This is a genomic window from Nonomuraea sp. NPDC050663, assembly GCF_044456985.1.
GTDB lineage: Bacteria > Actinomycetota > Actinomycetes > Streptosporangiales > Streptosporangiaceae > Nonomuraea.
This window is the reverse complement of sequence record NZ_JBITGL010000020.1, coordinates 96,232-122,894: the sequence shown is the minus strand read 5'-3', so window position 1 is coordinate 122,894 and position 26,663 is coordinate 96,232. Positions and strand designations below refer to the sequence as shown.

Annotated in this window: 29 protein-coding genes; 15 read left to right on the top strand and 14 right to left on the bottom strand. The window is 70.7% G+C overall.

Features of this window, described 5'->3' with window-relative positions; translation table 11 throughout:
• Positions 1-45: 45 nt before the first annotated feature.
• A complete protein-coding gene (locus tag ACIBH1_RS41450) occupies positions 46-894 on the top strand; it encodes an NAD-dependent epimerase/dehydratase family protein (RefSeq protein WP_397319555.1) in 849 nt (282 codons plus the stop codon).
• 138 nt (positions 895-1,032) lie between these two features.
• Here ACIBH1_RS41450 and ACIBH1_RS41445 read toward each other — a convergent pair whose 3' ends face one another.
• Positions 1,033-2,157: a pentapeptide repeat-containing protein gene (locus ACIBH1_RS41445; protein ID WP_397319553.1), complete on the bottom strand. Its 1,125-nt coding sequence runs from the start codon at positions 2,155-2,157 to the stop codon at positions 1,033-1,035.
• Positions 2,158-2,560: 403 nt separating this feature from the next.
• Between ACIBH1_RS41445 and hisD the strand changes: the two genes are divergently transcribed.
• Genes hisD through hisF form a run of 9 tightly spaced genes read left to right on the top strand, consistent with a single transcriptional unit; the run spans position 2,561 to position 8,515 of the window.
• Positions 2,561-3,868 (top strand): histidinol dehydrogenase, encoded by a 1,308-nt coding sequence (gene hisD, locus ACIBH1_RS41440; RefSeq protein WP_397319552.1) that lies wholly within the window; start codon positions 2,561-2,563, stop codon positions 3,866-3,868.
• Positions 3,869-3,906: 38 nt separating this feature from the next.
• Positions 3,907-4,935, top strand: a complete 1,029-nt coding sequence (locus ACIBH1_RS41435; RefSeq protein WP_397319595.1) for a histidinol-phosphate transaminase — start codon at positions 3,907-3,909, stop codon at positions 4,933-4,935.
• Positions 4,932-5,522 carry an imidazoleglycerol-phosphate dehydratase HisB gene (gene hisB / locus ACIBH1_RS41430; protein WP_397319551.1) on the top strand — a complete coding sequence of 197 codons (591 nt, stop codon included), beginning with the start codon at positions 4,932-4,934 and terminating at the stop codon, positions 5,520-5,522. Before ACIBH1_RS41435 ends, hisB begins: the two co-directional genes overlap by 4 nt.
• A gap of 19 nt (positions 5,523-5,541) precedes the next feature.
• The gene (locus tag ACIBH1_RS41425) at positions 5,542-5,697 is read left to right on the top strand and encodes a hypothetical protein (RefSeq protein ID WP_181608496.1); all 156 of its coding nucleotides are present in this window, start codon (positions 5,542-5,544) and stop codon (positions 5,695-5,697) included.
• Positions 5,691-6,332, top strand: coding sequence for an imidazole glycerol phosphate synthase subunit HisH (gene hisH / locus ACIBH1_RS41420; RefSeq protein ID WP_397319550.1), 642 nt, complete (start codon positions 5,691-5,693; stop codon positions 6,330-6,332). Before ACIBH1_RS41425 ends, hisH begins: the two co-directional genes overlap by 7 nt.
• Positions 6,325-6,654 carry a hypothetical protein gene (locus tag ACIBH1_RS41415; RefSeq protein WP_397319549.1) on the top strand — a complete coding sequence of 110 codons (330 nt, stop codon included), beginning with the start codon at positions 6,325-6,327 and terminating at the stop codon, positions 6,652-6,654. The genes hisH and ACIBH1_RS41415 overlap by 8 nt, the downstream gene beginning before the upstream one ends.
• On the top strand, positions 6,655-7,371 hold the full coding sequence (priA, locus tag ACIBH1_RS41410) for a bifunctional 1-(5-phosphoribosyl)-5-((5-phosphoribosylamino)methylideneamino)imidazole-4-carboxamide isomerase/phosphoribosylanthranilate isomerase PriA (protein ID WP_397319548.1): 717 nt from the start codon (positions 6,655-6,657) through the stop codon (positions 7,369-7,371).
• Positions 7,368-7,757, top strand: coding sequence for a Rid family hydrolase (locus tag ACIBH1_RS41405; RefSeq protein WP_397319547.1), 390 nt, complete (start codon positions 7,368-7,370; stop codon positions 7,755-7,757). The genes priA and ACIBH1_RS41405 overlap by 4 nt, the downstream gene beginning before the upstream one ends.
• A complete protein-coding gene (gene hisF / locus ACIBH1_RS41400; protein ID WP_397319545.1) occupies positions 7,754-8,515 on the top strand; it encodes an imidazole glycerol phosphate synthase subunit HisF in 762 nt (253 codons plus the stop codon). The genes ACIBH1_RS41405 and hisF overlap by 4 nt, the downstream gene beginning before the upstream one ends.
• Here the strand turns inward: hisF and ACIBH1_RS41395 are convergent.
• The 4 genes from ACIBH1_RS41395 to ACIBH1_RS41380 form a co-directional block, all read right to left on the bottom strand.
• Positions 8,512-9,873, bottom strand: coding sequence for a glutamine synthetase family protein (locus ACIBH1_RS41395; protein WP_397319544.1), 1,362 nt, complete (start codon positions 9,871-9,873; stop codon positions 8,512-8,514). The genes hisF and ACIBH1_RS41395 overlap by 4 nt on opposite strands.
• A 39-nt stretch (positions 9,874-9,912) precedes the next feature.
• On the bottom strand, positions 9,913-10,074 hold the full coding sequence (locus ACIBH1_RS41390; protein WP_397319543.1) for a hypothetical protein: 162 nt from the start codon (positions 10,072-10,074) through the stop codon (positions 9,913-9,915).
• Positions 10,075-10,160: 86 nt separating this feature from the next.
• On the bottom strand, positions 10,161-10,631 hold the full coding sequence (locus tag ACIBH1_RS41385; RefSeq protein ID WP_397319542.1) for an ABA4-like family protein: 471 nt from the start codon (positions 10,629-10,631) through the stop codon (positions 10,161-10,163).
• On the bottom strand, positions 10,628-11,515 hold the full coding sequence (locus ACIBH1_RS41380; protein ID WP_397319541.1) for a hypothetical protein: 888 nt from the start codon (positions 11,513-11,515) through the stop codon (positions 10,628-10,630). The genes ACIBH1_RS41385 and ACIBH1_RS41380 overlap by 4 nt, the downstream gene beginning before the upstream one ends.
• A 96-nt stretch (positions 11,516-11,611) precedes the next feature.
• Here ACIBH1_RS41380 and ACIBH1_RS41375 point away from each other — a divergent pair, with 96 nt between their 5' ends.
• Positions 11,612-12,304 carry a MerR family transcriptional regulator gene (locus ACIBH1_RS41375; RefSeq protein ID WP_397319540.1) on the top strand — a complete coding sequence of 231 codons (693 nt, stop codon included), beginning with the start codon at positions 11,612-11,614 and terminating at the stop codon, positions 12,302-12,304.
• Here ACIBH1_RS41375 and ACIBH1_RS41370 read toward each other — a convergent pair.
• The 8 genes from ACIBH1_RS41370 to ACIBH1_RS41335 are packed head-to-tail and all read right to left on the bottom strand — an operon-like array spanning position 12,285 to position 20,338.
• Positions 12,285-13,526 (bottom strand): endonuclease Q family protein, encoded by a 1,242-nt coding sequence (locus ACIBH1_RS41370; protein WP_397319539.1) that lies wholly within the window; start codon positions 13,524-13,526, stop codon positions 12,285-12,287. The two genes, ACIBH1_RS41375 and ACIBH1_RS41370, sit on opposite strands and share 20 nt — an antisense overlap.
• 41 nt (positions 13,527-13,567) lie before the next feature.
• Complete coding sequence (locus ACIBH1_RS41365) at positions 13,568-14,194, bottom strand: TIGR03085 family metal-binding protein (RefSeq protein WP_397319538.1); 627 nt, start codon at positions 14,192-14,194, stop codon at positions 13,568-13,570.
• A complete protein-coding gene (locus tag ACIBH1_RS41360; RefSeq protein ID WP_397319537.1) occupies positions 14,191-15,285 on the bottom strand; it encodes a mandelate racemase/muconate lactonizing enzyme family protein in 1,095 nt (364 codons plus the stop codon). The genes ACIBH1_RS41365 and ACIBH1_RS41360 overlap by 4 nt, the downstream gene beginning before the upstream one ends.
• Positions 15,276-16,196 carry a D-2-hydroxyacid dehydrogenase gene (locus tag ACIBH1_RS41355; RefSeq protein WP_397319536.1) on the bottom strand — a complete coding sequence of 307 codons (921 nt, stop codon included), beginning with the start codon at positions 16,194-16,196 and terminating at the stop codon, positions 15,276-15,278. The genes ACIBH1_RS41360 and ACIBH1_RS41355 overlap by 10 nt, the downstream gene beginning before the upstream one ends.
• Positions 16,193-17,167 carry a hydroxyacid dehydrogenase gene (locus ACIBH1_RS41350; protein ID WP_397319535.1) on the bottom strand — a complete coding sequence of 325 codons (975 nt, stop codon included), beginning with the start codon at positions 17,165-17,167 and terminating at the stop codon, positions 16,193-16,195. Before ACIBH1_RS41350 ends, ACIBH1_RS41355 begins: the two co-directional genes overlap by 4 nt.
• Entirely contained in the window at positions 17,164-17,982 is an 819-nt protein-coding gene (locus tag ACIBH1_RS41345) for a carbohydrate ABC transporter permease (RefSeq protein WP_397319534.1), read from the bottom strand. The genes ACIBH1_RS41350 and ACIBH1_RS41345 overlap by 4 nt, the downstream gene beginning before the upstream one ends.
• Positions 17,979-18,893, bottom strand: coding sequence for a carbohydrate ABC transporter permease (locus ACIBH1_RS41340; protein ID WP_397319533.1), 915 nt, complete (start codon positions 18,891-18,893; stop codon positions 17,979-17,981). Before ACIBH1_RS41340 ends, ACIBH1_RS41345 begins: the two co-directional genes overlap by 4 nt.
• The gene (locus tag ACIBH1_RS41335; protein WP_397319532.1) at positions 18,893-20,338 is read right to left on the bottom strand and encodes an ABC transporter substrate-binding protein; all 1,446 of its coding nucleotides are present in this window, start codon (positions 20,336-20,338) and stop codon (positions 18,893-18,895) included. The genes ACIBH1_RS41340 and ACIBH1_RS41335 overlap by 1 nt, the downstream gene beginning before the upstream one ends.
• Positions 20,339-20,484: 146 nt before the next feature.
• On the opposite strand from ACIBH1_RS41335, the gene ACIBH1_RS41330 reads away from it, so the two are divergent.
• The 4 genes from ACIBH1_RS41330 to ACIBH1_RS41315 all read left to right on the top strand — a co-directional run bounded on the left by ACIBH1_RS41330 (position 20,485) and on the right by ACIBH1_RS41315 (position 26,068).
• Positions 20,485-21,417 carry a sugar phosphate isomerase/epimerase family protein gene (locus tag ACIBH1_RS41330; protein ID WP_397319531.1) on the top strand — a complete coding sequence of 311 codons (933 nt, stop codon included), beginning with the start codon at positions 20,485-20,487 and terminating at the stop codon, positions 21,415-21,417.
• Complete coding sequence (locus tag ACIBH1_RS41325) at positions 21,418-22,410, top strand: LacI family DNA-binding transcriptional regulator (protein WP_397319530.1); 993 nt, start codon at positions 21,418-21,420, stop codon at positions 22,408-22,410.
• 104 nt (positions 22,411-22,514) lie between these two features.
• Positions 22,515-24,293 (top strand): ABC transporter ATP-binding protein, encoded by a 1,779-nt coding sequence (locus ACIBH1_RS41320; RefSeq protein WP_397319594.1) that lies wholly within the window; start codon positions 22,515-22,517, stop codon positions 24,291-24,293.
• A complete protein-coding gene (locus ACIBH1_RS41315) occupies positions 24,290-26,068 on the top strand; it encodes an ABC transporter ATP-binding protein (protein WP_397319529.1) in 1,779 nt (592 codons plus the stop codon). The genes ACIBH1_RS41320 and ACIBH1_RS41315 overlap by 4 nt, the downstream gene beginning before the upstream one ends.
• Here ACIBH1_RS41315 and ACIBH1_RS41310 read toward each other — a convergent pair.
• Positions 26,065-26,658 (bottom strand): TetR/AcrR family transcriptional regulator, encoded by a 594-nt coding sequence (locus ACIBH1_RS41310; RefSeq protein WP_397319528.1) that lies wholly within the window; start codon positions 26,656-26,658, stop codon positions 26,065-26,067. The two genes, ACIBH1_RS41315 and ACIBH1_RS41310, sit on opposite strands and share 4 nt — an antisense overlap.
• Positions 26,659-26,663 lie beyond the last annotated feature (5 nt).

The window sequence follows — 26,663 nt, the reverse complement described above, 5'->3', positions numbered from 1 at the left end:
GGGCGTGTTCTCCGGTTCCCTCCGCCGAACGTCGAGGTGATGGTGTTGACGAACGAACGTGTGCTGGTCACGGGCGCCGCCGGGCAGGTCGGCCGGGCGGTTCTCGAGCTGCTGTCCCGGCGGGGCGTCCCCGTCACCGCGCTGGTGCTGGAGCCCGGCGACGACCTGGCCGCCGACCGGCTGGTGACGGGCGACGCGTGCGACCCGGAGACCGTCGCCCGCGCCCTCGACGGCGCCACCGCGGTGATCCACCTGGCCGCGCTGCCCTCGCCCGACCACGGCACACCGGCCCAGGTCTTCACCACCAACACCCGCGCCACCTTCGTGGTGCTGGAGGAGGCCGGCCGTCAGGGCGTACGGCACGCCTCGATCGCCGGCAGCTACGCGGTGGGCGGGCTGCCCTTCTCCCCGCACCCCGTGACTCCGCCCTACCTGCCTGTCGACGTGGACACCCCGCTGCGCATCGGCGACCCCTACGCCCTGTCCAAGCAGGTCGACGAGGCCACGGCGGCGATGATGGCCACGCGGCACGGGATGAGCGTGACCTGCCTGCGCCTGCCGTACATCGGAGGCCACCTGGACCGGCTGCCCACCCTGGCGGCCCAGTACGCCGCCCGACCGCAGAGCGGGGCGAACGACGTGTGGAGCTACATCGACACCCGCGACGCCGCCCGCGCCATGACCCAGGGGCTGGAGGCGGCCGAGCCCGGCGCGCACGTCTGTTACGTGGCCGCGCCCACGACGTTGTCGCCGCTGCCCACCGAGGAACTGCTGGACCGGTTCCTGCCCGACGTGCCGCGGCGCAGGAGGTTCGAGGGGCGCGAGGTGCCGATCGACCTGGAGCCGGCACGCAAGCTGCTCGGCTTCGAGGCGGAGCACTTGTTCGAAGGCTGAAACGCACGGCGCCACCCGCGCCGTCAGCAATCATCGTCGGCTGGTCGTCCTCGTACCGGTGGTCGGCGCGTCCAGCGTGCTGGCGACGTTCATCACGCGGCAGTACACGGGCTCAGGTCATCGTTCGGCAGCGCGTTCTCACTCGGCCTGGTCGTCCTTGACCGCGAACTCGTCGTAATCACGAGGGCGGACAGGCGGGATCGAACGCTGCCGCGCCGGCTCGATCGACGCGGGCTCGAACCCGTCGGGCCAGACGGTGTTCTCGTCGAAGACCACCCGCCTCAGCGAGGCACCGGTCAGCACGGCTCCGCCCAGCTCGGCGCCACGAAGATCACTGTAATCCAGGCGCGCGCCGCGAAGGTTGGCCCTGCGCATGTCGGCCCTGCTCAGATCGGTGGCGCGCAGGTCGGCTCCCTCGGCGATCACGCCGATCAGGACGGCATCCCGCAAGTCGGCCTGGTAGAGGATCGCGTCGGCCAGGACCGCCCCCGCCAGCCTGACCCCCGACAGATCCGCGCGGGTCAGGTCAGCTCCGACCAGGGAAGACTCGGACAGGTCGCTGAAATGGAGGTCCACGTCACGGAGCCGCGCGGAGGCGAGGTCGGTCTTGGGCAGAACGACCCGGTCCAGGCTCAGCACCTGGCCCTTCACCGGCGGGCGGCGGCCGAGAACGGTGAGAGCCGCATGGAGATCCGGAGCCCGGAGCGAGAGGTTGACCGCATCGTCAGGCGTCGCGGCCGCGCGCAGGGCGTCCCGCGCACCGCGGTGAGGGTGGCGGGCGCGGATGCCGACGAAGGCGGTGAGGATCTCGCCGATGGTGCGGCGGTCGGCCGGAGACGAGCGTGCGATGCGCTCCAGGGCGTAGATGCCGCCGAGCCGGACGTCCACGCTGGAATCGCCCAGGTGGGCGATCGCTGCGGCGAACGACTCCGTGGCCTGGCCCTGGCGGCTGAGCTGCAGCTGGCGCCAGGTGAGATAGGCGCCCATCAGCAGTACCAGGCCGCCGACGCCCTGGAGCAGGGTGTTCCTGATGTTGTTCACGGCGGCCGCGTGGTCGGCCGGCGGTGGTGCGGACCCCAGATCCCAGGCGAGCAGGTGACGGGGGAGCAGGATGGCACAGGCCAGGGCGGTGACGCCCAGGAGCGCGGTGACGAGGAGGGGGAGCGAGATCCGTTGACGCCAGGGCGCGACTACACGGGCGATCTTGTCTGTTCGGACGGGGTGGCGGGGAAGCGGGGGCGTGCGGTCTTCGATGCGCGTCATGGCCTCACCGGGGTCGAGGCTCCACTGGGGGGCGGAGGTGGCGCGTTCACTGTAGATCCGCTGGGACGGAGGCGGGCGTTCCACCGAGTCACAGATCGCCATCCCCGGGCGTCCACGGCAACGACCGGGGAGCGCGAGGGGCCGGCAGGCCCCTCGTCCGGGGTTTGGGGGTGCGCCGCCAGGTGCACCCCCAAGGAGACGCAGCCCGAGCTCGACGCGCCGAAGGCGCCGATCCCGCGAGGACCTCGCCCGGGTGGGGGGTTTGGGGGCGCCGAGCCCCCAGGAAGCAGGGCCCGAGCCTGACGGCGCCGGAGGCGCTCGATTTCGCGAGGACCATGCCGTATGAGGTGTCCGGATGGTGGACAATTCGGGTCCACACATGCGGACTCCGTAGACTGGTGAGGTGATTTCCCGTATCGACCTGCGCCACGGTCTCCCCGAAGACCTGCGCGACGTGCTGCCCCGCGCCGAACTCGACGTGGAAGCCGCCCTGGAGAAGGTGCGGCCCATCTGCGAGGACGTGCATCATCGCGGGGCGGCAGCCGTACGGGAGCTGACCGCCAGGTTCGACGGTGTCGCGGTGGAGTCGACGAGGGTGCCGCGTGCGGCGCTCACGGAGGCGCTGGAGAGCCTTGACCCGAGGGTCAGGGCCGCGCTGGAGGAGTCGATCAGGCGCGCCCGCCTGGTCCACCGCGATCAGCGGCGCACTGACACCACGACGCAGGTGGTGCCCGGCGGCACCGTCACCGAGCGGTGGGTGCCTGTCGACCGGGTGGGGCTGTACGTTCCGGGCGGACGGGCGGTCTATCCGTCGTCGGTGGTGATGAACGTGGTCCCGGCGCAGGAGGCGGGGGTGCGTTCGCTCGCGGTGTCGAGTCCGGCGCAGAAGGACTTCGGCGGGTTGCCGCACCCGACGATCCTGGCCGCGTGCGAGCTGCTGGGTGTCGACGAGGTGTACAACGCGGGCGGCGCGCAGGCGGTGGCGATGTTCGCCTACGGCACGGAGGAGTGCGAGCCGGTGCGTATGGTCACCGGCCCCGGCAACATCTGGGTGACGGCGGCCAAGCGGCTGCTGAAGGGGCGCATCGGCATCGATTCCGAGGCGGGCCCGACCGAGGTGGCGGTGCTGGCGGACGGCACGGCCGATGCGGTGTTCGTGGCGTCCGACCTGATCAGTCAGGCCGAGCACGACGTGATCGCGGCGGCGGTGCTGATCACCGACAGCGTGGAGCTGGCCGACCAGGTCGGCAAGGAGCTGGCGGTGCAGGTCGAGGCGACCAAGCACAGCGAGCGCATCAAGGAGGCCCTGGCGGGCCGCCAGTCGGGCATCGTGCTGGTGAAGGATCTCGACGACGGGGTGCAGGTGGCCGACGCCTATGCCGCCGAGCACCTGGAGATCCACACCGCCGACGCGGCCGCGGTGGCGGCGCGCATCAGGAACGCGGGCGCGATCTTCGTGGGTTCCTACGCCCCGGTGTCGCTGGGCGACTACCTGGCGGGTTCCAACCACGTGCTGCCCACGGGCGGCTGCGCCTGCCACTCGGGCGGGCTGAGCGTGCAGACGTTCCTGCGCGGCATCCACGTCATCGATTACACGCGTGAGGCGCTGGCCGATTCGGCGCTGCATGTGACGGTGCTCGCCGACGCCGAAGACCTGCCCGCTCACGGAGCCGCCATCCGCGCCCGTTTCGACTGGAATGTGCCTCAGTGAACCTGGAAGACCTCCCGATCCGCGACGACCTGCGGGGCATGAAGGCCTACGGTGCTCCCCAGCTCGACGTCGCGGTGCGGCTGAACACCAACGAGAATCCCTACCCGCCCTCCGAGCGGCTGCTCGACGACCTGGCGCTGACCATCAGGCGTGAGGCGGCCGAGCTCAACCGCTATCCCGACCGCGACGCGATCGAGCTGCGCAAGGACCTGGCCGCCTATCTCGGTCACGGCCTCGATCACGAGCAGGTCTGGGCCGCCAACGGCTCCAACGAGGTGCTCCAGCAGATCCTGCAGGCCTTCGGCGGCCCCGGCCGCAAGGCCATGGGGTTCGAGCCGAGCTACGCCATGCACCCGCTGATCACCACGGGCACCAACACGACGTGGGTGCGCGCCTCCAGGGAGGCCGACTTCTCGCTCGACCCGGCCGGCGCGGTCGCGGCGATCAAGGAGCACGACCCCGACATCGTCTTCCTCACCTCCCCGAACAACCCGACCGGTACGGCGGTGCCGATCGCGACGATCGAGGCGGTGATCGAGGCCGCCAGGGGCATGGTGGTGATCGACGAGGCGTACTTCGAGTTCGCCCGCACCGGCACCCCGTCGGCGCTGACGCTGCTCGGCAGCCACCCGCGGCTGATCGTCACCCGCACGATGTCGAAGGCCTTCGCCATGGCGGGCACCCGCCTGGGCTACCTGGCCACGCATCCCGCGGTGATCGAGGCCCTGCTGCTGGTGCGCCTGCCGTACCACCTGTCGACGGTCACGCAGGCGACGGCGCGCACCGCGCTGCGCCATCGCGACGATCTGCTGAAGGACGTGGAGCGGCTGCGCGAGGAGCGCGACGCGACCGTCGGGTGGCTGCGCGGCAGGGGGCTGGAGGTGGCCGACTCCGACGCGAACTTCGTCATGTTCGGCCGCTTCCCCGACCGCGGGAAGATCTGGCAGGGTCTGCTGGATCAGGGAGTGCTGATCCGCGAGGTCGGGCCGCCGGAGTGGCTGCGCGTCTCGATCGGTACGAAAGATGAAATGTCGGCATTCCGGCAGGCGATGGAGAACGTGCTGTGAGAATCGGGCGTATTGAGCGGGCCACCAAGGAGACCTCGGTCCTGGTCGAGGTCAACCTCGACGGCACCGGCAAGGTCGACGTCGCGACGGGCGTCGGCTTCTACGACCACATGCTGGCCCAGCTCGGCAAGCACGGCTCCTTCGACCTGACCGTCAAGACCGAGGGCGACCTGCACATCGACTCCCACCACACCATCGAGGACACCGCGCTCGCCCTGGGCGCGGCCTTCCGCGAGGCGCTGGGCGACAAGGCGGGCATCAAGCGCTACGGCAACGCCTCCTGCCCCCTCGACGAGGCGCTCGCCGAGGTCACCGTCGATCTGTCGGGCCGTCCCTACCTGGTGCACCACGAGCCCGAGGGCATGGCGCCCATGATCGGGCCCGAGTACGACACCACGATGACGCGCCACATCTTCGAGTCGTTCGTCGCCCAGGCGGCCATCTGCCTGCACGTGCGCGTGCCGTACGGCAGGAACGCCCATCACATCGTCGAGGCCCAGTTCAAGGCGCTGGCCCGGGCGCTGCGTTACGCCAGCGAGCCCGACCCGCGCGCCTCGGGGATCCCGAGCACCAAGGGCGTCCTGTGACCGGGGTGAGCGTGGCCTCATGACCGACAACTGGATCGCGATAGCGATGACCTTCATCGCGCTGTTCCTCATCGGCGGCGTGGTCTCCATGTTCAAGCAGGGTCTGAAGATCGGTGCGGTCATCTGCGGAGTGCTCGCCGCCGGTGCCGCCGTAGGGGCGGTGTTGTGGTGGTGAGCAAGCCGGACGTCGTGGTGCTCGACTACGGATCGGGCAACCTGCGCTCTGCCGAGCGCGCGCTGGTCAGGGCGGGCGCCGAGGTGACGGTGACCTCCGACTTCGATCGTGCGCTGGAGTGCGACGGGCTGTTCGTGCCCGGCGTGGGAGCCTTCGCGGCCTGCATGGCGGGCCTGCTGCAGGTGCGCGGCGAGCAGGTCATCGGCCGCCGCCTGTCGGGCGGCCGCCCGGTGATGGGGGTCTGCGTCGGCATGCAGATCCTGTTCGCCAAGGGCGTCGAGCACGGCATCCAGACCGAGGGCTGCGGCGAGTGGCCAGGCACGGTGGAGCAGCTCGACGCGCCCGTCCTGCCGCACATGGGCTGGAACACCGTCAAGACGCCCGAGGGCAGCGTGCTGTTCGACGGCCTCGACGCGGCCACCCGCTACTACTTCGTGCACTCCTACGGCGTGCGCACCTGGGAGCTGACGCCCGGCGAGGGCTTCCAGGAGCCGCTGGTGTCGTGGGCCGAGCACGGCGTGCCGTTCGTGGCGGCCGTCGAGAACGGCCCGCTGTGCGGCACCCAGTTCCACCCGGAGAAGTCCGGCGACGCGGGGGCGACCCTGCTGCGCAACTGGGTCAAGACTCTTGAGTAAGGAACGTGCCCAGCGCCGCGCCCAGCGGGAGGCCGAGCGGGCCGAGGCGGCCCGGCGCAACGAGGAGCGGATGGCGCGCAGGTCGCGCCGCCGCGCCCTCACGCAGCGCCTGACGCCCAAACCGGTGCGCGTCGCCCGGCAGGGCGGGGTGCTGGCGCGCCGCCGCCGCGTGCAGAACGCGGTGGTGGCGCTGGCGTTCGTACTGGTCCAGGTGCTCGCCTGGCTGGTGTGGGGCTCGTGGGGGATCAGCCTGGCGGTGCTGGTGCTGTCGGTGCTGTTCGTCCCCGTGATCGTGACGTTGGCCTTCGACCGGAGGAACTAGATGTCGTTCGTACTGCTGCCCGCCGTGGACGTGGCGGGCGGCCAGGCCGTGCGCCTGGTGCAGGGTGAGGCGGGCACCGAGACCGGCTACGGCGAGCCGCTGGCCGCCGCGCTGGCCTGGCAGGAGGCGGGTGCCGAGTGGATCCATCTGGTCGACCTCGACGCGGCCTTCCGCCGCGGCTCCAACCATGAGATCACCCGCGAGATCGTCGGGCGCGTCGACGTCAACGTGGAGCTGACCGGCGGCATCCGCGACGACGAGACCCTGGAGGCGGCGCTGGCGACGGGCTGCGCCCGGGTCAACATCGGCACCGCCGCGATCGAGAACCCCGACTGGTGCCGCGAGGTCGTCGCCGAGCACGGTGAGCGCGTCGCGGTCAGCATCGACGTGCGCGGCGGCAAGGTCGCCACCCGCGGCTGGACCGAGGAGCGCGGCGACCTGTGGGAGCTGCTGGAGCGGCTCGAATCGGAGGGTTGCCCGCGCTACGTCGTCACCGACGTGACCAAGGACGGCATGCTCCAGGGGCCCAATCTGGATCTCTACCGCGAGCTGTGCGCCCGCACCGACAAGCCCGTGGTGGCCAGCGGCGGTGTGTCGAAGCTGGACGATCTGGTGGCGCTGGCGTCACTGAGCCCTGCCGGGCTGGAGGGTGTCATCGTGGGCAAGGCGCTCTACTCTGGCGCTTTCACGCTTCAGCAGGCGTTGGGGGCGGTATGAGGCGGTCGGGCGACCGGGTGTTCTCCGGTGGAGTGTGGGAGGAACGTTACGGGTATGCCAGGGCGGTGGTGGCCGGGCCGCGCGTGGTGGTCTCCGGTTGCACGGCGACGGTCGACGGCGAGGTGCAGCACGTCGGCGACGCCTACCAGCAGACCCTGACGGCCATCGACATCGCCCTGCGGGCCGTCCAGGCGGCCGGGCTGGGCGCCGAGGACGTGGTCATGGTCCGCTACTACGTGGTCGACGACCGGGCCTACGACGAGTTCGGCCGCGCCTTCTTCGAGGTGTTCGGCAAGGTGCGCCCGGCGTGCACGGGCGTGCGCGTGGCCGGGCTGGTCGATCCGCGCATGCTGGTCGAGGTGGAGATCGAGGCGTACAAGGCATGACAGTCGCCATCAGGGTCATTCCCTGCCTGGACGTGGACGCCGGCCGCGTGGTCAAGGGCGTCAACTTCGAGAACCTGCGCGACGCCGGAGACCCGGTGGAGCTGGCAAGGCGTTACGACGAGGAGGGCGCCGACGAGCTGACCTTCCTCGACATCACCGCGTCGTCGGGCGAGCGCGAGACCATGCTCGACGTGGTCAGGCGTACGGCGGAGCAGGTGTTCATCCCGCTCACCGTGGGCGGCGGCGTGCGCTCCACCGACGACGTCAACCGGCTGCTGCGGGCGGGCGCCGACAAGGTGGGCGTCAACACCGCGGCCATCGCCAGGCCCGAGCTGCTCACCGAGGCGTCGCGGCGGTTCGGCGCGCAGTGCATCGTGCTGTCGGTCGACGCCCGACGCGCTCCCGGCACCCCGTCGGGGTTCGAGGTCACCACGCACGGCGGCCGCCGGGGCACCGGCATCGACGCCGTCGAGTGGGCCGCGCGAGGCGAGGAGCTGGGGGTGGGCGAGATCCTGCTCAACTCCATGGACGGAGACGGCACGCTCGACGGCTACGACCTGGAGATGATCAGGGCCGTACGGCAGGCGGTCAGGGTTCCGGTGATCGCCAGCGGCGGAGCGGGCAGGCTCGACGACTTCCCGCCGGCGATCGAGGCCGGCGCCGACGCGGTGCTGGCGGCCAGCGTCTTCCACTTCGGCACCCTGAAGATCGGCGAGGTGAAGGACACCCTGAGGTCGGCCGGGCATCCCGTCCGCTAGAAGACCCGCAGGTGGTTGAAGAGCTCGTAGGCGGTGTCCTTCTTCTTGAAGGCCGCCGCCTCCGACCTTTTGACGGCCAGGTAGGCCCTGGTGCGCAGCGGTCCGAGCGCTCCCGTCAGCACGTCGTCGCGCTCCAGCGCGTCGAGCGCCTCCTCCAGCGACGACGGCAGCCGCGGGTATCGGTCGGGCACGGTGTCGGGGTCGACCGTGGCGGGCTCGCCCGGATCGAGCTTGCGCCGGATGCCGTCGAGTCCCGCGTGGATGACCGCGCCCAGCGCCAGGTAGGGGTTGGCCGAGGAGTCCGACGGCTTGAGCTCCAGGTTGGGCTCGCCCGACTCGCCCAGCGGCGAGCACACCCGGACGGCCGCCTCGCGGTTGTCGGGCCCGTGGCAGACGTAGGCGCTCGACCACATGCGCGGCGCCAGCCGCCGGAAGCTGTTGACGCTCCCGCAGGTGAGCGCGGTCAGCGCGGGCAGGTGTTCGAGGAGCCCGCCGATGAACCAGGCGCGCACCTCCTCGGAGTCGGCGAAGACGTTGCGGTCGTCACGCCAGAGCGACAGGTGCAGGTGCGCGCCGTTGCCCGCCTGGTCGGCCAGGGGCTTGGGCGCCAGGGAGGCCCACATCGCCATGCGGAGCGCGACTCCGCGCACCGTCTCGCGGTAGAGCACGTGGTTGTCGGCCGCGCGCAGGGCCGGCGCGTGCCGTACGGAGAGTTCCTGCTGGCCGGGGCCGAGCTCGGGGTGGTAGTGCTCGACGCGCAGGCCCTGCGACTCCAGGGCGCGGATGAGCTTGATCGTGTAGTCGTGGGCGGTGTCGAAGCCCAGCCCGGCGTAGCAGAGCGTGTCGTCGAGCGGCACCAGCCGGTCGGGGCCGCCGTCGGGCGAAGGCAGGCGGCGGCCGAGCGTGAACTCCGGCTCGAACGCCGCCACCAGCGTGTAACCCTCGTCGGCGAGGGTGGCCACGGCGTCCTTGAGGAAGGTGCGCGGGCACGCTTCCCACGGCGTGCCGTCGGGCCGGCGCAGATCGGCCATCATGGCGGCGGCGCCGGGAGAGTAGGGGAGAGGGACGAAGGTGGACGGGTCGGGTACGAGCCGCACCTCGCCCACCGGGCCCAGCTGCTCGACCTCCTGGAGCTGGTCGAGCATGTTCATCGCCATCATGGCGACGGTGTGCCCGATGCCGGTGCCCAGCCGCTCGGCCAGCCGCGAACGTGACGCCGCCTTGCCGCGGATGACTCCGCCGTGGTCGGCGTAGAGAAAGCGGATCAGCTCGATGCCTTCGATCTCAGCACGTTCGAGAATGCGCTGGGCGGCTGGATCAGGCGGCTGGAGCTTGGTGACGCGCTGGCGATCTCTCATCATGTCTGCGTAACACGAACCGCCACCGCGGGGAAGCTGTCACCTGATAACGCTGGTAAAGAATGTCGCAAGCTGGTTGGCACCGGTGACGATACCGCTGAACACACCGTTCACCGCGTCGGCAGCTTCGGCCGGGCGGGTGAACAGGTAGAAGACCACGAACGCCACAGCAACGTATGTGACGATCTTCTTGACCTGCATGGGGGGCCTCCCGCAGTCAGTTCCCAGCCGTGTATACCCATCAAGCTTCAGGACGATGTATTGATCTTAACGGGGCTGAGCGATTTCTAGGCCATGCTACGACCAACGGGTCTGACCGGCGTGGCGCTTGACGGCCTTTTTCTCAGGTACGGCAGGCGCACGAGCAGGTAGAGGGGCAGGGCGAGCGGCGACAGCAGAATCGTGAAGATCAGCAGCGGGGCCATGAGGAACGGGTTTATGCCCAGCTCGCGACTGTCGAGGTAGATCCACCGGCCCAGGAACAGGTCCCAGGCGAGGATCTGGGCCCACAGGGCGGTGAGTGCTTCCGGGTCGGAAACCAGGCGCTGCACTCCTTCGAGAGTGGGATTGCTCACGGCCATCCAGAATTCCGGGAGAATCGGGATAAGAAGCACGATTTCCACGGTGACGGTCGGCAGCACGATGTACGGCGTGGCCATGATCGCCCGGGTGACCCGCCATCCCGGCGCCACGATCATCAGAGCCCAGAACGGCGCGGCCACGTAGAAGGCGAGCTGGAACAGGGTCGCGGTGCTCACTGGGACACTTCCGTCTTCTTCAGCCCGGCGACGATCGCGCCGAGGGTCACGACGAGCAGGACGCCGAGGGCCGACAGGGTCAGCCCGTCGGGCTCGAGCAGCGGCTGGCCGCGCAGCGCCTGCCAGGTGGCCAGCGCCAGCAGCCCGGTGTAGAAGCCGCCCGCGATGAGGATCAGGCGCAGCCGTACGGTCTGGGAGGCGACGACCAGGGCCAGGCCCATGGCCAGCAGCGGCATCAGCTGCAGTCCGTGCATGCCGACGAAGTGGGGGATGCGCAGGTCGCCGCCGGTGGTGCTCCAGCCGACCAGGGGCAGGCCGGGGCCGCCGTCCGGGACGCCCACGCTGTGCGCGCCGGCGATGCCCTCGGGGAAGTCGGTGCCGAGCACGGGGAAGGCCATCAGGGCGCCTAGCCCGATGCCGACGGTGGAGATGACCAGCCCGAGCCGGATCGCCCAGGTGCTGACCGGGTCGGCCTGCCGTTCGATGAGCACCAGCGCGGCGGCGATGACCTGCGCGAACAGCAGGACCCCGATGGTGATGCCCATCAGCGCCCAGATCGTGGCGTCGAGCGGCGTCGACTCGTTGAAGTGGCTGCGGTGCACGCGGGCCGCCTGGTAGACGATCAGGCCGACCTCGATGACGCCGAAGACGGCCATGACGGTGCCCGACCACCAGGCCGTGCGGGTGGCGCGGTGACGCAGGGAGAACAGCCAGGCCCAGGTGAGGAAGTACAGGGTGAAGGAGACGGTGAACTTCAGCGGCTTGGCCCATAACGGCATGCCGTCGAGCTGCCTGCCGTCCGCTAAGTAGAGGACCAGGAAGGCGAGGGCGGCCAGGGCCATCAGCGCCGTCGCCGCCATCAGGGGTTTGTGCCACGTTCTCATGAGCGTGCCTCACTTATGGATAGTGGATAGTACTACTTGCCACTATCTATAGCTAAGCTATCCGGGGAGCGCAAGAGGAGAGTGAAAGCTGTGCGGATGGCCGAGCTGAGCGCGGCGACCGGGGTGCCCGTTCCGACGATCAAGTACTACGTCCGTGAAGGCCTCGTGCCCGCGGGCCGCCCCACGGGCCGCAACCAGGCCGACTACGACGACGGGCACGTGCGCAGGCTCAGGCTCGTGCGCTCGCTGACCGACTACGGCGGGCTGTCGATCGCGGTGATGCGCGACCTGATGCAACGGCTCGACAACCCGGAGGAACACGACTTCGACCTGCTCGGCGCCGCCCAGAAGACCATCACCGAGCACCGCGAGCCGTCACCGGGGACCGACAGGGACCGGGCCGAGCAGGAGCTCGCCGAGCTCGTCACCCGGCGCGGCTGGCGCTGGGAGCCCCACCACCCGGCCACCCGCACCGCCATCGGCATCCTGGCCAGCCTCCACGAGGTGGGGCGCGACGACATGGTCGACGTGCTCGACTCGTACGCGGCGGCGGCGGAGCTGATCGCCGAGACCGACATCCGGCTGCTCGGCGACGACCTGACGGACCGGGAGCGGGCGGTGGAGATCGTGGTGATCGGGACCGCGGTGGGCGACACGCTCATCGCCGCGCTGCGCCGCATCGCCCAGGCCACCGTCGCCCGCCGCACCTACCCGGCGGCCGGGGCCGGCGATGACCAGGACCGTGGTGACGCCGGGCCGACCGCGCGGCTCACCCACGGGCGATCTTGATCACTCCGAACTCCCCGTCGAACCCCGGCTCCCGGGTGACCTGCCCCCGCCGCATCCGGACGACCGCCTCCGCCAGGTCGGGCGACTGCGCGGCCAGGGCCTGGCCCGGTAAGTCCCGCAGGATCGTCAGCTCCGCCCCCAGCGCCGCGACGAGCCGGTCGGCCTCGGTGGCCACCTTCTTGCTCTTGGCCCCCACCCCCAGGATCCCGCCGAGCACCTCGGCCAGCGGGACGAGGTTCACGAATCCGGCCGCGCCGCGCGGGCGGCGGCCGGCGGGGCGGTCGGCGAGGTCCTCGACGCGGCTCAGCACGCCGACCGTGAGCTTCTTCCCGCAGGCCGGGCAGCGCCCGCCCAGCCGCCGCGTCTCCTCCGGTTCCAGCCGGACGCCGCACGCTCGGTGCCCGTCGACGTGGTACTTGCCGTGCTCGGGGAAGAACTCGACGGTGCCCTCCAGGCCCTTGCCGGTGCGCATCGCCTCCAGGACGGCGAAGTAGTCGAGGTCGGTGTCGAAGAGGGTGCTCTCGCGGCCGACGATGGGCGGCGAGTGCGCGTCGGAGTAGCTGACCAGCCGGTAGCGGTCGAGCCCCGACACCCGCCAGTTCATGGCCGGGTCGCTCGACAGGCCCGTCTCCAGCGCGAAGATGTGCTCGCTCAGGTCGCCGAAGCACTCCTCGACGCTGTCGAAGCCGGACTTGGAGCCGAGGATGCCGAACCACGGCGTCCAGGCGTGGGCGGGGACCAGGCAGGCGCCGGGCCCGCAGGCGAGGGTGATCTCCAGCAGGTCGCGCGAGCTCAGCCCGACCGTGGGGCGGCCGTCGACGCTCAGGTCGGCGACCTTGGCCAGCTCCCGGTTGAAGCGCTCGACCTGGTCGAATCCGGCCAGGTGCACCAGGTGGTGGATCTTGCGAGAGCGCCCGCCCTGACGGTAGACGGCCGAGACCTCGACCGACAGCAGGTAGCGCACGGGCGCGCCGGCGACCGAGGCGGGCAGCGGCGCCGACGCCTCGCGGTCGATCTCGTCGCGCAGCTTGAACAGGCCGGGCTCGGCCGGTTCGAGCGAGGCCCGCAGCTGCTCCAGCCAGGCCGGGTGGGTGAAATCGCCGGTGCCCATCAGGGTGACGCCCTTGCGGCGCGCCGACCTGGTCAGGTTGACCAGGTCGCTGTGGCGGCTGCAGGCGTAGGCGTACCTGGAGTGCATGTGCAGGTCTGCGTGGAAGCGCACGGGCACCCCCTGACCCGCTCAGAGCATCCGAAACTCCGGGATCACAGGCCGATCGCCGCGTTGCGCAGCCGGGTGACGGCGTCGTCGTCGCCGACGTACTCGACCCTGGCGTGTTTCTGGCGGCCGAAGCAGAACAGGATCAGCTCGCCCGCCGGCCCGCGCACCTCGACCTTCGGGCCCTCCGACGGCCCGGCCAGCGCGACCTGGCCGTCGTGACGCAGCACGACCCCCACGGGGGCCTTGCGCAGCATGAGCTTGGCGCCCATGCTGACCCGCTTCCACATCAGCCGTTCGAGGTCGGCGGGCAGCTCGCGGGGCTCCCACTCGGGCTGGGCGCGGCGCACGTCCTCGTGGTGGACGAACATCTCCAGCGTGTTGACCTGGGCGTCGAGGAAGGACAGCAGGCCGTACAGCCCGCCGGGGCTGCGGGCCATGGAGACGAGCTCGGGGAAGGGGTGCTTGGCCTTGAGCCCGCGCTGCACGGATTCGGTGTAGCCGGCCAGCGGCTTGATCGCGATGCCGCCGGCGGCGTCGAGCCGCCGCTCGCGCAGCACGAGGTGGGCGGCCAGGTCGTAGGCGGTCCAGCCCTCGCACAGGGTCGGTGCGTCGGGGCCGACCCGGTCGAGCAGGTCGCACAGGGCGGTACGTTCGGCGCGGGCATGTGTCACCTTCCCACCCTAGCCGCCCGCCTGATCCACTCCTCGTCCACCTCGATGCCGAGGCCGGGGCCCGTGGGCACGTGCGCGACGGGACCCTCGACGGCCAGGCCGCTCGCGTACGGGCTGGACAGGAACTGGCGGCCGTTGAGATCGACGGGCGTGCCGATCCCGAACGCGGCGAACAGGTGCAGGGAGGCGGCCAGCCCGATGTCGGACTCGGTCAGGCCCGACCCCCAGACGGCCAGCCCGCACGCCTCGGCCAGGTGCAGCTGGCGCAGCGCCAGGGTGAGGCCGCCGACGCGCTGCACCTTGGCCACGACGACGTCGACCGCGTTCATGCTGACGAACGTCGCCAGGTCGGTGGGGTGGCGCAGGCTCTCGTCGACGGCGATCGTGACCGGGCTCGCCTCGCGCAGGCGCCTGAGCCCGGCCAGGTCGTTGGCGGGCACGGGCTGCTCGAACACGGCGACGTCGAGCTCCGCCAGGCGGCGTGCCAGGCGCAGGGCCGCGTCGGCGGTGAAGGCCTGGTTGGCGTCGACCCAGACGACCGCCCCGGGAGCCGCCTGCCGTACGGCACGCACGGTCGTGAACGGGTCCTGGCCCGGCAGCCCGACCTTGACCTTGAAGTGGCGGTATCCGGCGGCCAGGCCCTCCTCCACCGAGCCGGGACCGGTGACGATCCAGGCCAGCTCGATGGTGTCGCGGCGGCGCTGCCCCCACAGCCCGCCCAGCGACACCCCGCGCGAGCGGGCGAGCGCGTCGTGGCAGGCGACGTCGATCGCCGCCCTGGCCAGGGGCATGCCGATGGAGTAGCCGCGGTTGAGCGTGCGGTCGAACAGGCGGACCAGGCCATCGAGGTCCCACAGCGGATGGCCGAGGGCGGCGGGGGCGAAGTAGCCCTCGATCGAGGAGACGATCGACTCGGTGGTCTCGTAGGTCCAGGCCGGGATGGGCGTGGCCTCGCCCCAGCCGCACGAGCCGTCGTCGGCGGTGACCTTGACCAGGACCCGCACCGGGTCGACCCGGCCGCCGGAGATCGAGAAGGGCCGCAGGGCGGGCAGGGGGACGGTGAAGGTCTCGATGCGGGCGATCAGTGCCATCGGTCCTTGTCCACCACGTTCATGAGGGGCAGGCCGGCGGCGAACCGCCGGCAGTTCTCCAGGAGTACGGCGAGGCGGCGCTCGTCGGCGTGCGGCCCTGCCCCTGCCACGTGCGGCGTGATCAGCGCCCTGGACCACAGAGGGTGGCCGTCGGGGAGCGGCTCGGTCTCGAAGACGTCGAGGGCGGCGGCCCTGAGCCTGCCGGAGTCCAGGGCGTCGACAAGCGCGTCGAGCCGGACCGTGGGGCCGCGGCCGACGTTGACGAACAGCGCGCCCGCCCTCATGAGGGCGAAGCGCCGCGCGTCGAACAGGCCCTCGGTGGCGGGGGTGTGGGGCACGGTGACGATCACCAGGTCGGCGTGGGGGAGCAGGTCGTCGAGCTCCTCCGGTGGGCCGAGGCGGGCGAATCCGGCGGGAGGGTCGCCGGTGCGTCGTGCGTCGACGCCCGTCACGCGGGTGCCGAAGGCGGCGAGCAGGCGGCCGATCTCGGTGCCGAGCGCGCCGACGCCGACCACCAGCGCGGTGCGCTCGCCCAGCGGCACCACCGACGAGGGATCCCAGTCGGGCTGCCAGCTCGTCGCCCTGGCGTAGCGGGGGATCTCCCGGCACAACGCCAGGATTAGGGCCATCGTGTGGGTGGCCACGTGATCGGTGTAGGTGTCGCGCATGTTGGTGACGACCACCGGGTGCTCGATGAGCGCCCGGTGGTAGAAGCCCGGCGGCGGTCCCGCCTGGGGCGCCTGCAGCCAGCGCAGCCGCGTGGCCACGGCCAGCTCGTCCTCGCTCAGCCCGCCGTACACCGCCTCGGCCTCGGCCAGCTCGCCGGTGAGCCGCGCCCCGGCCGCCTCCAGCCGCGCGGGCCAGTCGCCGGGATGCGAGGCCAGCAACGCCAGCGAGAACGCCGTGCTCACGCCAGCAGCTCCAGCCGCTTCTCGGTGATCTCGTGCAGCAGCGGCTCGCCCGCCACGTACCTCTCCAGCTCCTCGGCCATCATCCGCCCCTGCCGGCGCCGCTCGGTGCCGAGGCTGCCCGCCAGGTGCGGCGTGAGGACCACGTTCGGCAGCGTGTACAGCGGCGATCCTGGCACCGGGGGCTCCGGGTCGGTGACGTCCAGGACGGCGAACAGGTCGGGGCGCTCCCGCAGCACCTCGATCAGCCCCGCCTCGTCGACCAGCCCGCCGCGCGCGGTGTTGACCAGCGTGGCGTACGGCCTCATCGAGGCGATCAGCTCCCGGGTGATCATGCCGCGCGTCTGCTCCAGCAGCGGGGCGTGCAGGCTGACCACGTCGGAGGTGGCGAACAGCTCCTCGAGGGAGACCGGCCGCACCCCGTCGATCGTGGTGAACGGGTCGTAGGCCTGCACCACCACGTCATGGCAGGCCAGCCGCTCCGCCGTACCCCTGCCGGTCGCCCCGAGCGAGACCAGGCCGACGACCGAGCCGTTGGCGCCCGCCTCGTTCGCGCGGCGCGGCAGGGAGCCCTCGGAGCGGGCGTGCAGCAGGTGCCGCCAGACCTGCTTGAGCGACATCAGGATCTGCGCGAGCGCGAACTCGGTCACCGGGATCGCGTTGGCCGCGGCGGCCGAGACGATGCGCACGCCGCGCGCCCACGACTCCGGCGTCACCACCGGCCGGACCGATCCCGCGCCGTAGAGCACCAGCCGGAGCCGGGGGGCCGCCGCCAGGAAGGCGGCGTCCATGCGCGGTCCGCCCCACGAGGTGACCAGAACCTCGACCTCGGCCAGCAGCTCGGGCGTGAGCTGCTCGGCCTCCATGGGCGGGGCGGCGATGCGCAGGTGTCGTTCGAGCGCCTGCCGTTCGAGAGGTCCGTAGACGTCGTCGAACCGGTGGAGGTGCATGACGTAAAGGCCGTTGAGTGTCATCCCTTGGTCGCTCCCGCGAGGCCGCGTACGAAGTACTTCTGAAAGAACAGGAAGATGATGAGCATCGGTGCGAAAGAGATCGTCATCCCTGCGGCGAATCCGGTCCAGTCCGTGACGTGCTCGCCCTGGAACGACAGCATGCCCACCGCGAGGTTCTGCAGCTCGGGCTGGCCGAGCGTGAAGACCAGCGGGATGTTGAACTCGTTCCAGTTGGCGATGAACTGGAAGATCACTACCACCGCGATGACCGGCTTGGCCAGCGGCAGGATGAGCGAGAAGGTGCGCAGGAAGCCCGCGCCGTCCATCTTGGCGGCCTCGAACAGCTCGTCGGGCACGCTGGAGAAGAAGCCGATGAACAGCAGCACGTAGAGCGCACCTGCGGCGCCCGACATGGCCAGGATCACCCCGGCGCGGGTGTTGAGCAGGCCGAGCTGCTCGATGAGCACGAACTGCGGCACGATGATCGACGCCACGGGCACGAACAGCGTCGCGATGATCATCTTGTGCAGGAAGCCGCGCCCGGGGAACCGGTAGCGGGCGATCACGTAGCCGCACAACGCCGACTTGACCAGCTCGATGAGGGTGGAGCTGACCGTGTAGAGCACGGTGTTGGCGAAGAACTGGGAGAAGCCCGCGTTCACCCAGGCCCGTTCGAAGTTCTCGAAGCTCCACAGGTCGGGCATCAGACTTGCGCCGCCGGTGAACATGCCCTGCTGCGTCTTGAAGGCGGCCGAGATCGTCCACAGGAACGGATAGGCCCACACGGCCCCGACGACGAGCATCACCACGATGACGGCCCAGCGACGCGCGGTCATACGCCGTACTCCTTCCGCAGCTCCTGCGCTCGCTTGACGATCAGGCCCTGGCCGCTGACCAGGATGAAGGCGAGGAAGGAGAAGAGCAGCGCGGCCGCCGAGGCGTAGCCGTACTGGAACGGGATCGAGCCGAAGGCCTCCTGGTAGATGAAGTAGGAGACCACGTAGGTGCTGGTGCCGGGACCGCCGCCGGTGAGCGTGACCACCAGACCGAACACGTGCATGGCGTTGACCAGCGCGAGCAGCAGGATGATGACGGCGACCGGCTTGATGAGCGGCAGCGTGATGCGGGTGAGCTTGGTCCACTCGCTCGCGCCGTCGAGGTCGGCGGCCTCGTAGACCTCCTCGGGCACGTTCTGCAGGGCGGCCATCCAGTAGAGCATGTACTGCCCGAAGATCTGCCAGATCGACACCAGCACCAGCGCCAGCATGGCGCTCCAGCGGTTGGCGAAGACGTCGAACGACTTCTCGATGATCCCCAGGTCGCGCAGGATCGAGTTGAGCGCCCCGTTGGAGGGGTTGAGCAGGTAGGTGAAGACCATGCCCGCCATGGCCACCGGGATGACCAGGGGAGCGAAGAACATCGTGCGGAACACGCGCTTGAGCCGTACCCACCGGCGGGTCATGAAGATCGCGGCGACCAGCGAGAGCGGGAGCTTGATGGCGGTGTTCACCACGGCGAACAGCACCGTGTTGCCCACCGCGAGCCAGAACAGCTCGTCCTGGACGATCGAGGTGTAGTTGCCCGTCCCGACGAAGGTCTCGATCGGCCCCATGCCCGACCAGTCGAAGAACGAGTAGTAGACGGTCGCGACCAGCGGCCACAGCGTGAAGCCGAGGAACAGGACCAGGAACGGGGCCAGGAAGGCCGCGATCCACAGCCGGTCGAGACCCTTCGCCGGGGTCCGCATCAGTATCTGTCCAGTCCGTAGTCGGTGACGTGGTCGAAGTCGGGGAAGGTGTAGCAGTCCATCGAGACCTTCAGCCCGCTCGCGGCCTCGGCCTTCAGCCCCTCCTCCAGGGCCGTCTGCCGGGCGGTGACCAGCTCCTTGGCGGCGGCGTCGAGGGTGCCGCCGTTGTTGAGGGTCTCGGTGATGATCTCGGCGGCCCAGTCGGGGCGCTTGGAGATGGCGCTCTGGTAGGCCTTGGACTTGGCCAGGTCGGGGCACTTCAGCAGCGGGACGGGGATGTTCACCCGGAAGCCGGGCGTCTCGGCGATCTCCATGATCTTCCTGAGCGCCGGGTCGGTGACCATCTTCTTGTTGTCGGCGTAGCTCAGGGTGCCGAAGCCGCCCTTGTAGTACTCCTGCACGAAGAAGCCGTCGGGCTTGGTCATCCAGTCGAGGAAGGTCCAGGCCGCGTCGTGGTTCTTGGTCTGGGAGCTGACGAAGTACTTCTCCAGGTTCGGCTCGCGTCCCGGCGCTCCGGTACGGCCGGCGTCCGGCAGGGGCTGGGCGGCGACGGAGTACTTGTCGCTGGCGAAGCCCTGGCTGGTCCACACGCTCGGCATCCAGGTGCCGTCGAAGTAGATGGCGGCCTGCCCGGCGGCGAACTGCTGGCGGGAGAAGTTCTTGTCGTTGGTTCCCGGGGCTATGTACCCTGCTTTATTCAACTCCTGAATAAAGTTGAACGTCGAAAGGATCCTGGGATCGTCCAGGCTGAACCGCCCGCTCTTGAGGTCGAACCCGCTGCCGTTCATCACGACGCCGGCGAAGGAGTCGAACAGGCGCATCACGTCGGCGCCCTTGTTCGGCGAGGTGATGCACTCGGCCTTGGTCGCCGACCTGATCTTCGCGCAGGCGGCCTTGAGCTCGCTGAACGTTCTGGGCGGGCTGGCGGGGTCGAGGCCGGCCTGCTTGAACACGTCGTTGTGCATGAACATGTAGCCCCCTCCCCAGTACAGGTTGTCGGTGAAGGGGAAGCCGTGGGCCTTGCCGTCGATGAGGTTGACGCCCTCGATGAACGAGCCCTGCGGCCAGCGCTTGATGAACTCGTCGGGGGCGGTGCCGCTGGGGTGCAGCGGCTTGATCCAGCCGTTGTTCAGCAGGATCCGGGAGTTGAGCGGTCCGTTCTCGCTCCAGTAGAAGATGTCGGGCGACTGGCGGCTCTGGAAGGCCAGGGGCAGCGTGGTCTTGTACTCGGCCTGGGCGATCGAGCGCCATTCGACCTTGATGTTCGGATGTTCCTTGGTGAACTGGTCGGTCACCTTCTTGTGGAACTCGACCTGCTCCATGGAGAAGTCCCAGATCTTCAGGGTGATCTGGCCTCCGGTGGAGTTCTGGCTGGATCCGCTCGTGCCGCAGGCGGCTGCGGTCAGGAGCAGGAGGGCGAGGCCGGTGGCGGCGGCTGGCTTCATGGGGTCTCCCTGGAAAGCGCTTGCCGCGAGAGTAGCCACGACGGGGGCCGGAAACAAGCCTGCTGTGAATGCGTTTTCACGTCTACATTACTTTGAGACATGCGGCGTTAACCGCCTATGCAAACGCTTTCAGGAGGAGGACGAACGTGCGGCTGCTGGTCTTCACCAAGCCCTTCGGCGCTGCTCAGCCGGGCCGGCTCGCCGAGATGGTGGCCGCCACGGGAGCCGACGGCGCCGACCTCGTCGTGCGCGACGGGCAGAGCGTCACCCCAGGTACGGCGGCACTGCTACCGGTTGCGGCCCGCGAGCTCGCGGCGGCGGGGGTGCCGCTCGAACTGGTGACGACCGACTTCCTCACCGCCCCGCCGACCGCCCCGCGACCCGCCGCCCGAGGTGCCGCGGGCCTGGTCGGGCCAGCCGGCGTTGGGCCACGCGGCGTCGGGCCGCGATCCGCCGACGGGGCCGCTTCCCCCACCGCTTCGGCGACCGCCCCGCCGTACGTCCCGCCGTATGCCTCGCCGTCCGCCCCGTCCGAGGTCGAGCGGGTCTTCGGGGCCTGCGCCGAGGCCGGTGTCACCCTGGTGCGCGTCGGCTTCTACCCCTACGACCCCGCCCGCGGCTACCGGGCCTGCCTTGACGACGCCCGCCGCGGCCTGGCCTCGCTCGCCGACCTCGCGGCCCGTTTCGGCCTGCGCCCGCTGCTCCAGCTCCACCACCAGACCATCCACCCCTCCGCCGCCCTGGCCTTGCGCCTGGTCGACGGCCTGGACGTCGGCGTCTACGCCGATCCCGGCAACCAGACCAAGGAGGGCGCGGAGGACTGGCGCATGTCCCTCGACCTGCTGGGCGACCGCCTGGCCGCCATGGGCGTGAAGAACTCCGCCTGGAACGGCTCGCGCGTCGACTGGCAGCCGTTCGCCGACGGCGGCATCGTGCCCTGGCCGGAGATCACGAGAGGCTTGCGTGAACGCGCTTTCAGCGGCCCGCTCTCCCTGCACGTGCACTACCCTTCTGATGACCCGGTGGCCGCCGTGTCCAGGGATCTGGCCCACCTGCGCGGCCTGGTCGTGGAGGTCTAGGTGCGCGGTCGTCGGGCGACGATCAACGATGTGGGGCAGGCGGCCGGGGTGTCTCCCGCCACCGTGTCCCGGGTGCTCAACGGCTCGGCCCCGGTGGACCCCGCGCTGGCCGAGCGCGTGCTCGAGGCGGTGCGCGCCCTCGGCTACCGCCCCAACGCCGCCGCGCAGGGCCTGGCCAGGGGCGAGTGGGGCACGCTCGGCGTGCTCGTGCCCGATCTGGGCAACCCGTACTTCCCCGACGTGCTCAAGGCGATCTCGGCCGCGGTGCAGGCCAGCGGGCGCCGGGTCATGGTGATGGAGTCCGACGAGCGGCCCGAGCGCGAGCGCGAGCTGGCCGAAGACCTGATGCGCTGCTGCGACGGCGTGCTGCTGTGCTCGCCGAGAATGGACCGCTCCGACGTGGTCGACCTGGCCGCGCGCAGGCATCCCATGGTCCTGGTCAACCGCATCGTCCAGGGGCTCGACGTGCCCGCGGTGTCGGTCGACTTCTTCGGGGCGATGACCCTGGTCTGCGGCCACCTGACCAAGCTGGGCCACCGCCGCGTGGCCTACCTCAGCGGCCCGCCGACCGCCTGGGCCAACACCGAGCGCATCAGGGCCTTCGAGGCGGCCAGGGCCTTCGGCCTCGACACGGCGATCATCCCGTGCGGCGCCACCAGCCAGCTCGGCTACGACGCGCTCCCGGCGGCGCTCGGCACGGGAGCCACGGCGGTGGTCACGTATAACGATCTGGTTGCTTACGGGGCTTTCACCCGCCTGCAGGAGATGGGCGTGGAGGTGCCCGACGAGGTGTCGCTGATCGGTTTCGACGATCTGGCGCGCGAGCATCTGGCCGGATTCCAGGTGACCACGGTCTCCGTCAGCCGCCGCAGTCTCGGCACCGTGGCCGCTCAACTGCTGGTCGACCTGCTCGCCGGACGCCACGACAGCGAGCCTCGTCACCTGCCCGTCGAGCTCCAGATCCGCGAGACGTGCGCCCAGGCGCGGGTGTGACCCACGGGAATAACCAATAGACCTGCCGTGATAGTCACTTATGGAGAATTATCCCCCGCTTGGAAGGATCCCCCCGAGTGACGAACAAGGTCACCTCCGCCGTCATGCGCGACGGCCTGCGCGTGCTCGGGGTGGCGATCCGGGCGGAGAAACTGGTGTTCACCGCCGCGGTGCTGGCCAGCGGACTGTACGGCGGCATGACGGTCGCCTCGGCCTGGGCGCTGGGCTGGGCCACCGAGAACGTGGTCCTGCCCTCCTTCGAGTCCGGTGACGTGACCACGGCGGCGTTGTGGACCGGCGTGCTCTTCATCGTCGGCACCGCCGTCCTCAAGGCGATCGGCGTCGCCGGACGGCGCATCTGGGCCGGAACGATGCAATACAACATGCAGGCCCGCTCGCGCCGCGACGTGACCAAGCAGTACCTGCGCCTTCCCCTGTCGTGGCACCACCGTCACCCCACCGGCCAGCTGCTGTCGAACGCCAGCTCCGACGCCGAGGCGGCGTGGGCGCCGCTGGCGCCGCTGCCCATGGCGGTCGGCGTCATCGTCATGCTGGTCACCGCCGCCGTCGCCATGGTGATCACCGACCCGGTGCTCGCCCTCGTCGGCTTCCTGATCTTCCCGGCGATCGCCGTGCTGAACCTGGTCTACCAGCGCAGGCTCAGCCCGCTGGCCACCCACGCGCAGCAGTTGCGCGCCGAGGTCAGCGAGATCGCGCACGAGAGCTTCGACGGTGCCCTGGTCGTCAAGACCCTGGGCCGCGAGGAGCTCGAGACCGAGCGGTTCCAGAGCCGGGCCCACCGCCTGCGCGACGCCAACATCGCCGTGGGCCGGGTGCGTGGCCTGTTCGACCCGCTGCTGGAGGCCCTGCCGACGCTCGGTGTGCTGGCCGTCCTGGCGGTCGGCGGGCTGCGCCTGTCGTCGAACGCGATCACCTCGGGCGAGCTGGTCCAGGTCGCCTACCTCTTCACGCTGCTCGCCTTCCCGATCAGGGCGCTGGGCTGGGTGCTGGGCGAGCTGCCCCGCGCCGTGGTCGGCTTCCGCCGGGTGCAGGACGTGCTGGAGGCCAGCGGCTCGATGCAGTACGGCGAGGCGGAGCTCAAGGGCTCGCAGCCGGCCACCCTGGAGGTCGACGGCCTGACCTACACCTACGAGTCGGACCGCGAGGTTCTGCACGGGGTGAGCTTCACCGTCGAGGCCGGCCGTACCGTCGCCCTGGTCGGGCCCACGGGTTCGGGCAAGTCGACCCTGATCCAGACCCTCGTACGGCTCGTCGACCCGCACGAGGGCGTGGTGCGCCTCGACGGCGTCGACCTGGCGGAAATCGCTTACGGCGGCATCGCCGACACGGTCGCGCTGGTCCCGCAGCAGACCTTCCTGTTCGACGACACGGTGCGCGGCAACATCACCCTCGGCCTGCCGATCGACGACCAGGACGTCTGGGCGGCGCTGCGGCTGGCCCAGGCCGACGGCTTCGTGAGCAGGCTCAGGGACGGGCTCAACACGCGCGTCGGGGAGCGCGGCACGACCCTGTCGGGAGGCCAGCGCCAGCGCCTGGCCCTGGCGCGCGCGGTGGTGCGCCGCCCCAGGCTGCTCGTGCTCGACGACGCGACCTCCAGCGTCGACCCCCAGGTGGAGGCGCGCATCCTGACCGGGCTGCGCGACGCCTCGGCGACCGTCGTCGTGGTCGCCTACCGCATGGCCACGATCGCGCTGGCCGACGAGGTCGTCTACCTGGAGCACGGCCGGGTCGTGGACCGCGGGCCCCACGACGAGCTGCTGGCCAGGTGCGGCGGTTACCGCAACCTGGTGACGGCCTACGAGCGGGAAGAGGCCGAGCGCGCGGCCATCGAGGCGGACGAGGAAGAGGAGATCAGCGCGTGAGCACGAGCATCGTCAAGGACAACGAGCGCTCGGCGCTGGCCACCATCCGCCGTGGCCTGTCGCTGACGCCCGAGTTCCGCAAGGGCCTGGCGGTGACGCTGATGCTGGCCGTCGTGGCGACGGTCGGCAAGATCATCGTGCCGATCGCCGTGCAGCAGACCATCGACTCCGGCATCAAGAACGGCACCCCCGACGTCGGCTACATCGTCCGGGCCGTGTCGTGGTGCGCGCTCGCCGTGGTGCTGACCGCGCTGGCCGGCTACCTGATGAACGTGCGGCTCTACCGGGCCACCGAGTCGTCGCTGGCCACGCTGCGCATCCGCGGCTTCCGCCACGTGCACGACCTGTCGGTGCTCACCCAGAACACCGAGCGCCGCGGCGCGCTGGTCTCCCGCGTCACCAACGACGTGGACCAGATCAGCACGTTCATGCAGTGGGGCGGCCTGATGATCATCGTGGCGTTCGGCCAATTGCTGGTCGCCACGGTGCTGATGTTCGTCTACTCCTGGCAGCTCACCCTGCTCGTGTGGGCCTGCTTCATCCCGCTGATGATCACGCTGCCGAAGTTCCAGCGGTGGTTGTCGTCGGCCTACACCATCGTGCGCGAGCGCACCGGCGACATGCTCTCGGCCGTCAGCGAGTCGGTCGTGGGCGCGGCCGTGATCCGCTCGCACAGCTCCGAGCAGCGCACCGCCGAGCGCATCGACGCGGCCGTCGAGGGCAACCGCCGCGCGCAGCTGCGCGCGCAGAAGATCGTCGCGTTCGTCTTCCCGCTCACCGAGATCGTCGCCGCCCTGGCCATCGCCGGGATCGTCCTGCTGGGCGTCCGGCTGGGCCTGTCGGGCGACATCACCCAGGGCCAGCTGATCGGCTTCCTCTTCCTCGTCACGCTGTTCGTCTCGCCGCTGCAGATCGCGACCGAGGTGCTCAACGAGGCGCAGAACGCCGTCGCCGGATGGCGGCGCATCCTCGGCGTGCTCGACACCCCGCCCGACGTGGCCGACCCCGGCGACGAGGGCGTCGCGCTGCCGCGCGGGCCGATCTCGGTCGCTTTCGAGGACGTGCACTTCGCCTACCCGGGCGGCAACCCGGTGCTGCGCGAGGTCACGCTGGAGATCCCGCCGCGCACCCGCATCGCCGTCGTCGGCGAGACGGGGTCGGGCAAGACGACCTTCGCCAAGCTGCTCACCCGCCTGATGGACCCGGTCGCGGGCCGCGTCACCGTCGACGGCGCCGACCTGCGCGAGGTGCGCTTCTCCTCCCTGCGCGAGCGCATCGTCATGGTGCCGCAGGACGGCTTCCTGTTCGACGGCTCGCTGGCGGAGAACATCAGGTACGGCAGGCCGGACGCGACCGACGCCGAGATCACCCTGGCGCTGACCGAGCTGGGGCTGGCCGACTGGCTCGACGGCCTGCCCAGCGGCCTGGCCACCCCGGTCGGGCAGCGCGGCGAGTCGTTGTCGGCGGGCGAGCGCCAGCTGGTCGCGCTGGCCCGCGCCTACCTGGCCGACCCCGACCTGCTCCTGCTCGACGAGGCCACCTCAGCCGTCGACCCGGCCACGGAGGTACGGCTGGCCAGGGCGCTGGAGGGTGTCACCCGCGGCCGGACGGCGATCTCCATCGCCCACCGCCTCTCGACCGCCGAGAACGCCGACGAGGTGCTGGTCTTCGACTCCGGACGCCTGGTGCAGCGCGGCCCGCACGCTTCGCTGGTGGAGGAGGACGGCGTCTACGCCGACCTGCACGCCTCCTGGATCTCGGCCGCCCGCAGCTAGGGCCTGCTCGCCAGGAGCGGCAGCAGCACCTCGTCGACGATGGCGACGATGGTCTCGTCGGGGATCGGGGTGCCGTGGAAGAGGAACTCCTGGCGGAGCATGGCCTGGGCGACGTCGAGCCGCCGGGGGGTGAGCGCCCGGGGGTCGACCTCGCCTCGCCCTGCTGCCCGGCGGCAGATCTCCTGCATGCCGCGGCGGCCGCCGCCGCGTGACAGGTCGCGAAGCTCCTTGGTGCGGCCGCGGTCGCTCAGCACGTCGCTGAGCAGGCCGCGCAGCGCCTCCCCGGCCGGGCCCGCCAGGACCTCGGCGTTGCCGCGCAGCATCGCCAGCAGGTCGCCGCGCAGGCTGCCGGTGTCGGGGGGCGAGGTGGGATCGGGCAGTGAGTGGTAGACGGCCTCGACGACCAGCTCCATCCGGCTGGGCCAGCGCCGGTAGAGCGAGGCCTTGCCGGTCCTGGCCCGCTCGGCCACCCCTTCCATGGTCAGCCTGGCGTAGCCGACCTCGGCCAGCTCCTCCAGGGCGGCCTGGAGGATGGCGGCGTTGAGCTCCTCGCCCCGGCGACGGGGGAGGCTGCGGTGGTCGGCTGCCATGGCGG

Coding starts and splice junctions, on each gene's coding strand:
- ACIBH1_RS41375 (WP_397319540.1), top strand. CDS start 11,612: ATGGCCGAGCTGAGCGCGGCGACCGGGGTGCCCGTTCCGACGATCAAG.
- ACIBH1_RS41350 (WP_397319535.1), bottom strand. CDS start 17,167: ATGACACTCAACGGCCTTTACGTCATGCACCTCCACCGGTTCGACGAC.
- ACIBH1_RS41395 (WP_397319544.1), bottom strand. CDS start 9,873: ATGAGAGATCGCCAGCGCGTCACCAAGCTCCAGCCGCCTGATCCAGCC.
- ACIBH1_RS41425 (WP_181608496.1), top strand. CDS start 5,542: ATGACCGACAACTGGATCGCGATAGCGATGACCTTCATCGCGCTGTTC.
- ACIBH1_RS41345 (WP_397319534.1), bottom strand. CDS start 17,982: ATGACCGCGCGTCGCTGGGCCGTCATCGTGGTGATGCTCGTCGTCGGG.
- ACIBH1_RS41435 (WP_397319595.1), top strand. CDS start 3,907: ATGAAGGCCTACGGTGCTCCCCAGCTCGACGTCGCGGTGCGGCTGAAC.
- ACIBH1_RS41340 (WP_397319533.1), bottom strand. CDS start 18,893: ATGCGGACCCCGGCGAAGGGTCTCGACCGGCTGTGGATCGCGGCCTTC.
- hisF (WP_397319545.1), top strand. CDS start 7,754: ATGACAGTCGCCATCAGGGTCATTCCCTGCCTGGACGTGGACGCCGGC.
- ACIBH1_RS41335 (WP_397319532.1), bottom strand. CDS start 20,338: ATGAAGCCAGCCGCCGCCACCGGCCTCGCCCTCCTGCTCCTGACCGCA.
- ACIBH1_RS41445 (WP_397319553.1), bottom strand. CDS start 2,157: ATGACGCGCATCGAAGACCGCACGCCCCCGCTTCCCCGCCACCCCGTC.
- ACIBH1_RS41310 (WP_397319528.1), bottom strand. CDS start 26,658: ATGGCAGCCGACCACCGCAGCCTCCCCCGTCGCCGGGGCGAGGAGCTC.
- ACIBH1_RS41320 (WP_397319594.1), top strand. CDS start 22,515: ATGCGCGACGGCCTGCGCGTGCTCGGGGTGGCGATCCGGGCGGAGAAA.
- ACIBH1_RS41405 (WP_397319547.1), top strand. CDS start 7,368: ATGAGGCGGTCGGGCGACCGGGTGTTCTCCGGTGGAGTGTGGGAGGAA.
- ACIBH1_RS41380 (WP_397319541.1), bottom strand. CDS start 11,515: ATGAGAACGTGGCACAAACCCCTGATGGCGGCGACGGCGCTGATGGCC.
- priA (WP_397319548.1), top strand. CDS start 6,655: ATGTCGTTCGTACTGCTGCCCGCCGTGGACGTGGCGGGCGGCCAGGCC.
- ACIBH1_RS41360 (WP_397319537.1), bottom strand. CDS start 15,285: ATGGCACTGATCGCCCGCATCGAGACCTTCACCGTCCCCCTGCCCGCC.
- ACIBH1_RS41390 (WP_397319543.1), bottom strand. CDS start 10,074: ATGCAGGTCAAGAAGATCGTCACATACGTTGCTGTGGCGTTCGTGGTC.